Source organism: Ruminococcus sp. AF20-12LB (assembly GCF_003478985.1).
Lineage (GTDB): Bacteria > Bacillota > Clostridia > Lachnospirales > Lachnospiraceae > Blautia_A.
The window spans coordinates 62,511-73,654 of record NZ_QUGH01000017.1; the positions used below are offsets into that span (position 1 = coordinate 62,511).

The following is an 11,144-nucleotide window of genomic DNA, read 5'->3' on the forward strand; positions in this document are numbered from 1 at the left end:
CACCTGGTTGAGAAACTGAAAGAAAAGATATATGTATCATTTGAAGACCTAAATGCTGAAATCAAAAAAATAGTAGCAGTCCTCAATAAACGATCTTTTCAAGGCAAGGACTTCTCAAGACAGGATGCTTTCGAAAAGTATGACAAACCATGTATGAAACCACTGCCAGGCGGATGTTACACGGCTTGCGACTATAAAGCGGTCCTAAAAGTTCCCAACAACTACCACATCGAGTATGACGGCCACTACTACTCCGTATTGTACTCTTACTGTGGCAAGCCTGCAATCCTGAAGGCAACCGCTTCAGAGATCAGAATCTGTGATCAGTATAATCGGCTGATCTGTACACATAAGCGGTCTTATAGAGAGTTTCCGCTGTATATCACGGTAGATGAACATATGCCGCCAGAACACCTTTATTACAAAGAAGTCAATTCAAAGGATGGTAATTATTACCGCCGCTGGGCTTCTGCCATTGGTCCTGCGATGTCAGAACTGATTGACAGACTCCTTAAATCATCAAAACATGAAGAGCAGTCCTATAATGCCTGTGCAGGTATCCTGCATAAAGTAAAAACAATCCCGAAAGGTGCTGCTGAAGAAGTTGCCCGTAAATGTATAGAGATCAATTCCTGTAAATATTTTACCTTCAAGCAGATGCTGAAAAAGATGGATGTGAAGGAACTCCCCGAACATTCACCAGGAACACTGCCTAATCATGAAAATATCAGAGGAAAGGACTACTATAAGTAAGGGTGACATACTATGGCATACAGATTAAAAGACTATCTTTATAACGATAAACTCACAAAGGAACAGAACATACTCATGGATCGGCTGTATAAACTCCGTATGTCCGGTATGGCTGAAGCCTTTGAAAAGCAGCTTTTGGAACCAAACACAGGTCTCGAACTATTTGAAGTCCGCTTTGCTGATATTGTAAATCATGAATGGGATCAGCGTGAGAGTAAAAAGTTTAAACGTCTCATGAAGAAAGCGTCCCTGAAATATCCTGCAGCTGATCTTGACAGTTCAATCTATGATCCAGAACGTCAGCTGAATACACACGTCATAGAACTTCTGGCCAAGTGTGATTGGATCGATGAGCCGAATAACCTGCTGATGACCGGAGGGGCCGGTGCTGGGAAAACGCACATCGCCTGCGCCTTATGTATCACAGCAATGCATCAGAACCGTACTGTTAAATACATACGTGCGAACACACTCTTAAAGGAATCAGATCATGCCAGGCAGGAAGGTACTTACTTTGAGTATTCGAATGAAATGGCAGCTTATGATCTCATGGTGATAGATGATTTCGGCTTAATGGATCTGGACATCGAGAAATGCCGCGATTTATTTGAAATCATCGAGTCCAGAGACTGCCGCAAGGCAACTATTATTATCTCACAGATTCCAGTATCCGGATGGTATCAGCTTTTTGGGGATTCCACCTACGCAGATGCCTGCTTAAGTCGAATGACATCCAAGGCATATCGCCTTGAATTTCCTGGCAGGGATCGCAGAATAACCAATAGTAATTAATCAACCTGCTGAGCTTTGCTCAGTTTGAAGCGGAATGGCGCTCCGTTCCTCTGGAACGGATGCGCAGTTCTTGCGGAATATGCACTTTTTTCATATTCAAAATTAAAAAGAAAGGGCTGAATTACGATGGAAGAATGTAGCGTATTGATTGAAACGACCAAATCAGCAGAGGATAACACCGAATTGCTGAACTGGAACAGCAGATAGAGAAAGGACGTGATATAGATGAACGAATCCAGAGAATTAAAGAACGCCGAACAGTTGGAAGAGCTTCTGCTCCTGACCGAGGAGATACAAGAAGAACTGGAACAGAAAGACCAGCTTATCGTGGAACTGAAGACGCAGCTCAACGAATCTCTGATCTTGAACGAGAAATTAAACAAAGAGAACAGAGCCGGGAATATTCAAGCATTAAAGAACGACTTGAAGCTGGCAGACAGAGCATTGCGGAACGAGAAAGAGAAGCTGCGAAGCGCAAACGTCATGATCGGGGAATATCAAAATAAAATACGCTGTTTAACACAACAACGGGATTATGCCCGGACACATCAGAAAATCGTAGAGATACCGGTAGAAAAGCCGGTACTCTATGAAAAATGTGAATCCTGTGACCGGACAGCCTATCAGAATGAAAAAGCGAAATACGGAACACAAAAAGAGCGACTTGCCGGACAGTATAAAGCAAAAACGGTAATGTTCCAAACAACCTTGTTCCTTCTTGCATGGTATTCGCTGACAACCACTCTTTTTCAGGCAGTACAGTCCGATGTGTTCCTTTCCGATTGTAAATCATTCTTCCATGATGCAGCGTCATTCCTACAAACTTTTATCGGTTGGACAATTGATGCCGGGCAATCTGTGGCACAGATTAGCACAAAAATTCCAAATCCTTTTATAGCCGGAATGGTATATTGGTTATTTCTGATATTGGTTGTCGGAATATGTGTGGCAGGGACAGGGATACTGGCGATACTGATAGAAATAAAGGTTATAGAATTATATAAGAAAAACTGTTGGGATGTTATTACTCTACTGATGATACTGACAAGTACTGCTGTCATCATTTATTTTGGAGAAGCAATTAAAAAAGCACTTTCCGTAAATCTTCTATTGCTTTTCGTACTTTCTCAGGGAGTATATCTTGGAATCAGATGTTATTTGAAAAATCGGTTAGGTACCAAGCAATATTGGTGAAAACATGCTAAAAAACGTATAATAGCAGGGGATAAAACATCGTCCCCTACTATTATATAAACAGCGAAGTTTTACCCATCTCTCTCTTTTGAAAGATTCGCTACTTATGGAACCGAGATATAAGGTTTCGCCTGTGTTCTTTGGTGTATCACTACCACATTTCTCTGTACCGATGTAATCTTTCTGCATACGGAAGCAAGAGATACAATATTCCTTATTTTAAAACATAATTACAATTCCTGTTTGACAAGAACGATCATCATAGAAGGATTGTATTTGTCCCCACTCATAATAATATTCGACGCCTGTCATACTCTTTTTACTGGGAGTACCTAAGCATTTCCTTAAAAACCTATTATTTTCTTCTTGCAACTTTTCTAAGACTGTACCATTCATTGTCTCATATTTCGTAGAATACTTTTTGTCTGCTCGAACCAATTCAATCTTTTTTACTTTTCCATGTCTTCCATAGATTGTAACATAAAACTTCTTATAAAGCCATTTTAAAGGTTTCTTAGAAATCAATATTGTATAAGAATACTCTGTTTGAGCAATCTTAAAATCAATTTCTTTAAATAGGGAAATACTTCCTTTGGGAGTAATTTTATATCCCCCTATTTTTAACATATCTTCCTTTAGCTCATCCTTTATTTGGATAATCTCCATACTTACTATAAAAACAACATAGCCTTCACACACTACAACGGTAACTATTTTTGCCCATAGCACATCTGGAACAAACATGTTCCAAGCTATAACAGGAAGCAAAGCTACTCCTACCGCAGTCACCAGTAGAAGCACCCTCCAAATATAATTTTTCTTTCTTTTTCCTTCATTAGTTAAATTTTCATCATAATAAAGATGACCTGGGGCTTCGAATGAGTTTAATAGAAATTCCTTTAAAAATGACACCAGAACCGCTCCCCAAGAAGATTTCTTTTGTTCCTTCATATTACCCAATCTCCTCTGCTATATGATTATTTTTCATTCTATTTTTTACTTAACTTATACATTAGCAAGATTTTTAGTTATTCTTCTAACAATATTTTTATCCCCGCTTTTTCTGCTTTATGCGAAAAGTCAACAGCAAATCCCCATCCCATCTCTGCAAATTGCCATTTCTTCGTTTTTTTGTAATTTTATAGATTTCAACTGTAGACACTTTATTTAATTCAGGATATAACTTCTTAAGTGTAAGTATTTGTTTATTTCTGCTTATTTTTTCATTCCATATAATTGTTAATTTAACCTGTTTTCTTTCAAAAAAACCCACCTTACATAAATCTGCATAGCAGGCTTCTGGTATTGATATATCATTGTTTTTTAACATTTTTCTCCTTTATTTAATTTTATAAAAAACTTCTAAGCCCTATTAAAAGAAATATGAAGCCTATTAGAGGAACAGGTATCATACAAATGAGAAACACATTAAATTTTTTCCTTGCTTCATCAGTATTTTCTTCTTTTGTTACTTTTGCTTTTTTCATAACTATAAAAGGGAATATCAGTAATAATAATCCTCCAACTACTGCTAACAATATTTTCATCTTATATATTCCTTCCTTATCTTTAAATAAATATTAATCATGTATCGTACTATATTCCAATCCTAATGCACTTTTTCTTCTACAAATTCTTTTACTATCGCCTATTGATGTATTTTCATATTCACTGTTTGAAACAGTATATATTTCTCTTTTACCATTACAACTTGCATATAACTCTCTATCTCTAGTTTTACCACTGCTAATCTTTTTGTCTGTTACAATTGCAATTTCATGAGTTGCCCCATCAAATGTAAATAAAAAATTTATTGGGAAGCTAATTGTAAATGCGATTATAAAAGCAGCAAATACAACTGAAAGTTTACGTCCAAATTTCTGTGGTACATCTGTTTTTAAAGATTTAATAATAAATGGCAGTGCAAGTAAAGCAGTAATAATTGCCGTAATCTTCATATAGTTTCCAAATTCATAATTAAAGAGTTTACTCGTATTCAGGGATAAAAGCATTGCTATTGCTGCACCCATAAATGGTAATTGATACGCCAGTTCTTGTCCTTTTTTTGTGGTGACTTCTATAAATATATATGGATAATATTTTATATACACTGCATATGTAATCATCAAAACCATTATAAATATAACTAACATTGTTTTGCCACCAATAAAAAATGCTACCGCATCAGCAATTATTAGAATCCAACCTAAAGCTTTTAAAAATTGCTTTGTTTTTTTACGCTTTTCTTTTTCTATTGTTTTTGACATATTTTTGATAGTTGTATTCTCATTACATATAGATTTATAGAAATTCTTTTCTATCCAGTTTAAAGCAGGTACATACTTTGATACATCTTTGTTCTGTTCAACTAACTCACCAAAATCCACAAGATCTATTTCATGTTTTATAAGTGTATCATATAAAATATCATAATTTACATACACTTGCTCCAGAGTAACAAGTCTATTGTACATCTTATCAATTAATATGACATCTGTTCTACCATTTAATGGAATCATTAAAATACAACGAATATCATTATATTTTATATGCTGAGTTTTCTTAACCAGATAGCTAAATACAATTTCATCTTCATTTACTACAATTATTTGTTTCTTGTATGCCAAAATTAAAGCAATACCTAAAAATACAAAAGGCATAAAACATATCGCACCCCCCATATTTCCTGTAACAAATGTTACCAGTACGATTATTAAAAAAAGAACTGTTGTTACTATTCCTAAATTTTTTACAAATTTACTTAATCTAATGACATTATCCATAAACTCAATCTCCCTATATGATTCACATTTTTCATTTTTTACGTTCTAATTTCTTCTTATCCTTTTTTATTTCTGCAATCTTTACTTGCAGCCAGTCCACATTTCTATTTCGGGCAGAAATTTTAGCGATTTTTTTCTGATTTTTATATAAAATAAGAGCTTCTCCAAATAAATTCTTTTTTCTTTTCATCTGGGTAATATCCGTTAATCTTATTTTACAGTTCTTCCTTAAAAATCCATTTCTATATAGCCATCCATCCTTGACAATTGTTTTGTCCATTAAAAATTTTGCTATTTGCTACATAAATGCTTTCAATCCCATTAGAATAAGTATAATAGCAATATATACACCCCACTTATCCCAATTATAAGTGTCATAATAAAATTGAAAACAATACAAACTTTCTTCTGATTTAAAGAAAAATGTTCAAATTTTTCAAGGTTGTATTGACGAATATAACTTTTAGTAATTATGGAATAAATTGAATAACCAATAGCAATGATACTTGAAATAATAGCAATAATATCAGTCATTTTACAATCCATATCTTCCCTCCTAAAAAGTTTGCATATCATTACCACAAAAATTAAAATATTATAATGTTTAAATTTATTGTTTTTCTTTTGTGAAATAGATACTTTTTATATCACATCTTATAAAATGCGGTTTTGCCTTGTAAATACAGCGTTTTCCGCCTGTTAGTGTATAGTGTCTTTTGTTTTTTGTGCCCCCCTTGTTAGATAACGGGGGCTTAATCTTCGCTCGCCACAGGCTCGCTCACAGACGAAGTAAACCAGCCACTTGCAAGACATGGCAGAAAAATCTGAAAGATTTTCCTGCCACCGTGTCTGGATCACTCCGTCTGCCTAACTAATAATATAGTATTATGTAAAAATGTCATTTTATTTAGGTACATCTACCGAATAGCTTAAACAGTCACCTCTTTTGTTACTTTGTAAGTCATTGTAATACCATAGATACATGACTCTGTCATATACATTGATTTCAATTACACCGTCCGGTTTTTGTCCTTCTACTTCCAATGAATAGATTTCTTTATCATGTGCATAGCCGTAAACAAAACGCTTGCTTGGATAATCGGGGTTTAAGTCTTGTTGGAAATCACTTAATTTCAAAGAAGAGTGAATAAGCTCTGTAATATCATCTAACAAAATTCTATCTCGTTTCGTTGTAACCGGTGTAGCATTTATAAATGCGTATTGTGTATGCCCATTCTGTATCTGCTTTTTACAACGAGCCATTACTAAGCCTTGAATATCATCGTTATCATTTCCAGCCCGATAGAAAATCGTATCATATTTTTTGCCTTGCCATATATGCAAGGTTTCATCAACATGATTAAGAAAATCAGCAGGAACCGAAAGTTCCTCATTTTCAGCATTCAAAGTGGAAAGTTGAATAGCTTCTTCAATCGTGTCATAATATACAAGCTTGGCATTATTTTTATCATAATCATTTATCGTAAATTCCACGTATTCATTATCTTTATTTTCTTCTTCCGGAACATAAGTATAACGACCATTTTCAATATGGTCATCATATTCAACATCAACAAATAACCCAATCCCTATCAGAGCTACAAAAATCAAAGAAATCGCTCCAATTATGATTAACATTATTTTCAAAAATTTTTTCATGGCATACACTTCCTTAATCACTTCAAGTTTATCTATTATTATTTATCATATTATATCATTAGAAAATTGAGTAGTCATCACTTTTCTAGTATCTGTCAGAATATTTTTTATTCCATAAATTATCAAGAGTGTAAACATTGCTACGCAACAAGCTCTTGACAATTCATGTCCTAAAAAATGATTAATAATCAAGCAGAAAAAGAATAGTTATACTGTATTACAGCAACAAAAAAGACATCTCATATTCTGTATGAAATGCCAATTTTGCCTTTATTTATGCTGTTTTCTCTGTCGTATCAAGGTTCTTTCATTCGTAGTAAATTAGTGGTAAAATTCTTTTATTTTTTGTTTCATATTGCTTAAAATCCCTGTGTTTATGCGGATAATTCGATTTTTACTCTTTTTGGGATAAAAAATAGAAAAATATACCTCCCGGTACAAGAGAGAATAAAAGGAAAACAAAAGCTGTTTCTTTTGCATTGAATACAAGTATCACACTATTGTAAACCAAATATAAAAAGAAAATGCCTGGCAGAACATAGTGGCTTTCTTTTGGTCTTATGATGCACTTTTTATCTCTACAACTCAACCATGTTTCTTGTGAAATTTTATGCTTAGACAGACTATTTGCAAACAATGATGCGCTTATGTTTTCATCAAATTTGAATATTATTTTGTCCCCTGCATATATTTCCAATGTACCATTTTCTTTATGTACACTTCTTGTTATATCTGAAAATTTATAATATTTTTTTCCAAAAAACGACCGGTATTCAATTACATCATGATTTACCTTGACTCTCCACAGGAACAAATGCAGGGTACAGATTCCAGAAAAAGCAATCAATATTCCATACGCCACTATAACTGAAAAATCCGCCTGTCCGTCTATAAAACCATACAAAAGTAATCCTGAGAAAAATATAGTTCCAACCAAAAATAAAATTCCCAGCCATCCTTCTTCCTGGATGCTATAATTATTTTCATCTATATTCTTTTCATAAAAATATTCATTTTTCAACCTCCCATTTTTTGACAGCAAAATACTTTACCAGGTGAAAAACTCCTAAGATAGAACCCAAAGAACAAAAATAGGAACAAAGGCTTGCAATTCTAATCATGGCTGTATATTCAACGCTGCTACTAAGTACTTTTGCGACACCCATTCCAAGCAATACAAAACTAGTAATACACCATCCTCCAGCCAGCTTTTTGGAAGAAGATGGATTGTAGATATCTTTTTTAATCAAAGTTATTATAAGAAAAATGTATGCAGCGATTACCAGTATGTAAATGATAACGAGTATGGTTAGATACCTCTTATAATATTCTTCTTTCATAGTTGTCAGCATGAGGATAGTTGCTGCCCAACAGAACAAAATAGAAAACGTCAGACTTTGTATTCCAATGATCCAAAAAACCTTTTTCCCTGTCACTTCTGTTCTTGAAAAACTAAGAATCACGAATCCAAGATAAACAATAACTAAAAATACTTTTGAAAAAAACGGTGATGGAGCTGATTCAGATAAAAAGAAAAATAAAAATACTAGAAACAAGATTGCTCCATCTAATTTGTAGATTTCTTTCGGCTTAATCACATCTTCTATACCGTATAGTAAAAAACTTTTTGTTTGTTCATTAATCTTTTTCATTCTCGTTTTCCCCTATCATTTCTTTATTCTTCCTCTACGGATATTTCCACATTTGCATGAAGCACCTTTTCCAGATATAATAAAACAAGCCGTCGCCCTTCTTCACATTTTCCTATCTTAGAAATATTCCTATACAGCAGATATAATGGAAACATAAATAAAATCAGACATTCTGTTAAAATCAATAAATCTCCCTGAGAAAAAAACAATGCAAATAAAATCACTATGAGCAGAAAAAATAGTGCAGCTTTTTTTATGTATGGCAAAAGCACAAACGTACCTTCCAGCATTACATCTCCCCCATAGCTTTTTATATGTGTCTGGAGCATTTCCCAGCCACCGCCTGTCATACTTCCTGCTGCATATCCGATACATAAGGTATTATCCTCTTCTTTGTAGGCTGCAAGTGCCATATCTCTATAAGCCTGGTTTGAAATACATAATGGTTTTGTAGTCTTCTTAATCTGTTCCAATAAATATTCTTTGGAATAAGGAAAATATATTTTATAATATTCTTGCATATGCTTTCCTTTCTCATAAAAAGGTTTTCTAAAGTTCAATACAATACAAATTTTTTACATTAGTTTCCATCATTTATAAGCTGAACCATTTCCATAGAGATATTGTATTCTTTGCAAAATCTGTTTATTGTCCAATTATTAAAGAGAAGAAAACTCTTCGTCACATAAATATTTGCTTTTGAATGATGTATTAAATTGAAAATACTTTTTATATCATAACAGTTAAAACTGTAGGCAGGAGACATTCCTATCTGCCCATTGCTTATATTGATATCATATCTTTTTTGTATAACACTTGGATATGCCAAATAAATTGTAATATTGCATATATATTTTTTCTTCCCATTTTCTTTTATGTATAGGTATGGTTCTCCCAGTCCAATATCATATATTCCTTTAGGTCTGGAGGATAGTGTAAAAACTAATGAATGGATATCCGCATACAAAATTTTTCGTTCCCTAAATCCATATGTTATTTTTTGATCGAATAGTTTATAAGTACGTTGTTTTATAAAGTAATAAAACAATAATAAAAAAATCACAAAAAGTATGGTAAAAATCAGTGCTTTTTGAAAACTCACTTTAAAATCAAAGGAAAACAAAAGTTCGGTTAAACAAAACGATATTGCTGAACAACTAATAATACTAACTATAATGTTGAACCAAGTATTAAATTTTCCATTTCCAAAGATATAATCATAACTTTTATTCTTCATTATAACCTCGTATATTTTTTAATATAGAAAAACTGCATCACAATATCGAACCAAAATATAAAAATCAATTTTATCTCTTTATCATAATTATATACATCAACTAACCACATTGTAAAGCAAAAAGCAAGCCATTTTCAGACTTGCTTTCCACCAGATTACTGCACCTTATTGCCAAATCATCTCCTTATTCAAAATTCCCTTTTCACACTCTTGTATAGTATTTATTTGCTACCCATTCCATCTGTTTATCTGCCTTCAACTCTTCCTTAATCCCCTGTGTCTATTTCATTTGCTCTACAATTGACTATTATTCCAGCGATTATATAAAAACCATAACCAATACAAAATATGGAAACGGTGCTTCTAACTATACCGCTAAAGCCTTTCGCCATTATCCCGAAAATAGTACTCCAGCAGAGAAATAGCGCCAGCAGACATAAAAAACTCGAACCCCTTGTAAAATGGGCATCAGAAGTTTTCTACCCGTTATTCTTGTTCTATAATTCAAGTGAATCTTCTGAATCTATCCACATCTGTAAATTGCCATCGAGATATAATCTTGCATATTCTAAAGGCTCATCCACAGCCAATGAAGTAAGCGCACATTCTGATCCATATGTGGTTTTTAAATCTTTTTCAGCTCCCCAGCAATCAATGCGAAGCATATATCCAACACTTGTGTAAACATCAATACTATCGTGTTTTATGTTGTATTATGCATAAATTGTTCTCATCGTATCTTATCTCTATTTTCTTTTAATAATCAGTTATAGAGTTAAATATCGAAAACATTTCAATCAGTTCACCATGTCGTTATTGTTATACTGTGTTATGAAATTTTCTTTCCCTTATTTTTTCCCATATTAAGATTCATGAAAGCTAATGGGAGAATATAACACAAAGGAAAGAGTAAGGGAAAGCTCACTTGCTACAAACTTAGTATTTTCAAGGGTTTGCGAAGAATTTGATAATCAAATATAACAGTTATTAAATTTCCTAAAATAAGTGCAATATCAACTTGAATTTTCAAATTAGTCTTTGCAAATAACCTTTGAACCTTCACCATCAATTACA

14 protein-coding genes are annotated in these 11,144 nt (G+C 33.3%); 3 read left to right on the forward strand and 11 right to left on the reverse strand.

The window, feature by feature from the left end; translation table 11 throughout:
* The 3 genes from DWX61_RS19095 to DWX61_RS16835 form a co-directional block, all read left to right on the forward strand.
* On the forward strand, window positions 1-753 hold a 753-nt coding region (locus tag DWX61_RS19095; RefSeq protein WP_353652884.1), incomplete at its 5' end, for a Mu transposase domain-containing protein.
* A gap of 12 nt (window positions 754-765) precedes the next feature.
* Window positions 766-1,545, forward strand: coding sequence for an ATP-binding protein (locus DWX61_RS16825; protein WP_118626479.1), 780 nt, complete (start codon window positions 766-768; stop codon window positions 1,543-1,545).
* Window positions 1,546-1,770: 225 nt separating this feature from the next.
* Window positions 1,771-2,739 (forward strand): DUF6040 family protein, encoded by a 969-nt coding sequence (locus DWX61_RS16835; RefSeq protein WP_005334767.1) that lies wholly within the window; start codon window positions 1,771-1,773, stop codon window positions 2,737-2,739.
* Between the two features lie 219 nt (window positions 2,740-2,958).
* On the opposite strand, the gene DWX61_RS16845 is transcribed toward DWX61_RS16835, so the two are convergent.
* The 11 genes from DWX61_RS16845 to DWX61_RS16905 form a co-directional block, all read right to left on the reverse strand.
* The gene (locus tag DWX61_RS16845) at window positions 2,959-3,690 is read right to left on the reverse strand and encodes a hypothetical protein (protein WP_005334769.1); all 732 of its coding nucleotides are present in this window, start codon (window positions 3,688-3,690) and stop codon (window positions 2,959-2,961) included.
* Window positions 3,691-3,787: 97 nt separating this feature from the next.
* On the reverse strand, window positions 3,788-4,069 hold the full coding sequence (locus tag DWX61_RS16850; protein WP_005334771.1) for a hypothetical protein: 282 nt from the start codon (window positions 4,067-4,069) through the stop codon (window positions 3,788-3,790).
* A 19-nt stretch (window positions 4,070-4,088) separates the two neighbouring features.
* Window positions 4,089-4,286 carry a hypothetical protein gene (locus DWX61_RS16855; protein ID WP_005334773.1) on the reverse strand — a complete coding sequence of 66 codons (198 nt, stop codon included), beginning with the start codon at window positions 4,284-4,286 and terminating at the stop codon, window positions 4,089-4,091.
* Window positions 4,287-4,319: 33 nt separating this feature from the next.
* The gene (locus DWX61_RS16860) at window positions 4,320-5,522 is read right to left on the reverse strand and encodes a hypothetical protein (RefSeq protein ID WP_118626481.1); all 1,203 of its coding nucleotides are present in this window, start codon (window positions 5,520-5,522) and stop codon (window positions 4,320-4,322) included.
* Between the two features lie 31 nt (window positions 5,523-5,553).
* Window positions 5,554-5,802, reverse strand: a complete 249-nt coding sequence (locus DWX61_RS16865; RefSeq protein WP_005334776.1) for a hypothetical protein — start codon at window positions 5,800-5,802, stop codon at window positions 5,554-5,556.
* Window positions 5,803-6,425: 623 nt separating this feature from the next.
* The gene (locus DWX61_RS16875; protein ID WP_040015611.1) at window positions 6,426-7,181 is read right to left on the reverse strand and encodes a hypothetical protein; all 756 of its coding nucleotides are present in this window, start codon (window positions 7,179-7,181) and stop codon (window positions 6,426-6,428) included.
* 394 nt (window positions 7,182-7,575) lie between these two features.
* Entirely contained in the window at window positions 7,576-8,202 is a 627-nt protein-coding gene (locus tag DWX61_RS16880) for a DUF6560 family protein (RefSeq protein WP_243023837.1), read from the reverse strand.
* Window positions 8,192-8,833: a hypothetical protein gene (locus DWX61_RS19410; RefSeq protein WP_029471593.1), complete on the reverse strand. Its 642-nt coding sequence runs from the start codon at window positions 8,831-8,833 to the stop codon at window positions 8,192-8,194. Before DWX61_RS19410 ends, DWX61_RS16880 begins: the two co-directional genes overlap by 11 nt.
* 23 nt (window positions 8,834-8,856) lie before the next feature.
* Window positions 8,857-9,354, reverse strand: coding sequence for a hypothetical protein (locus tag DWX61_RS16895; protein WP_019161965.1), 498 nt, complete (start codon window positions 9,352-9,354; stop codon window positions 8,857-8,859).
* Between the two features lie 59 nt (window positions 9,355-9,413).
* Window positions 9,414-10,070 carry a hypothetical protein gene (locus DWX61_RS16900; protein ID WP_019161966.1) on the reverse strand — a complete coding sequence of 219 codons (657 nt, stop codon included), beginning with the start codon at window positions 10,068-10,070 and terminating at the stop codon, window positions 9,414-9,416.
* Window positions 10,071-10,567: 497 nt separating this feature from the next.
* Window positions 10,568-10,777, reverse strand: a complete 210-nt coding sequence (locus DWX61_RS16905) for a DUF6061 family protein (protein ID WP_176815408.1) — start codon at window positions 10,775-10,777, stop codon at window positions 10,568-10,570.
* Window positions 10,778-11,144: the final 367 nt, after the last annotated feature.

Bases quoted from the DNA above. Each gene is read 5' to 3' on its own strand.
- DWX61_RS16855 (WP_005334773.1), bottom strand. From the start codon at position 4,286: ATGAAAATATTGTTAGCAGTAGTTGGAGGATTATTATTACTGATATTC.
- DWX61_RS16825 (WP_118626479.1), top strand. From the start codon at position 766: ATGGCATACAGATTAAAAGACTATCTTTATAACGATAAACTCACAAAG.
- DWX61_RS16845 (WP_005334769.1), bottom strand. From the start codon at position 3,690: ATGAAGGAACAAAAGAAATCTTCTTGGGGAGCGGTTCTGGTGTCATTT.
- DWX61_RS16835 (WP_005334767.1), top strand. From the start codon at position 1,771: ATGAACGAATCCAGAGAATTAAAGAACGCCGAACAGTTGGAAGAGCTT.
- DWX61_RS16860 (WP_118626481.1), bottom strand. From the start codon at position 5,522: ATGGATAATGTCATTAGATTAAGTAAATTTGTAAAAAATTTAGGAATA.
- DWX61_RS16900 (WP_019161966.1), bottom strand. From the start codon at position 10,070: ATGAAGAATAAAAGTTATGATTATATCTTTGGAAATGGAAAATTTAAT.
- DWX61_RS16850 (WP_005334771.1), bottom strand. From the start codon at position 4,069: ATGTTAAAAAACAATGATATATCAATACCAGAAGCCTGCTATGCAGAT.
- DWX61_RS16895 (WP_019161965.1), bottom strand. From the start codon at position 9,354: ATGCAAGAATATTATAAAATATATTTTCCTTATTCCAAAGAATATTTA.
- DWX61_RS16875 (WP_040015611.1), bottom strand. From the start codon at position 7,181: ATGAAAAAATTTTTGAAAATAATGTTAATCATAATTGGAGCGATTTCT.
- DWX61_RS16865 (WP_005334776.1), bottom strand. From the start codon at position 5,802: ATGGACAAAACAATTGTCAAGGATGGATGGCTATATAGAAATGGATTT.
- DWX61_RS19410 (WP_029471593.1), bottom strand. From the start codon at position 8,833: ATGAAAAAGATTAATGAACAAACAAAAAGTTTTTTACTATACGGTATA.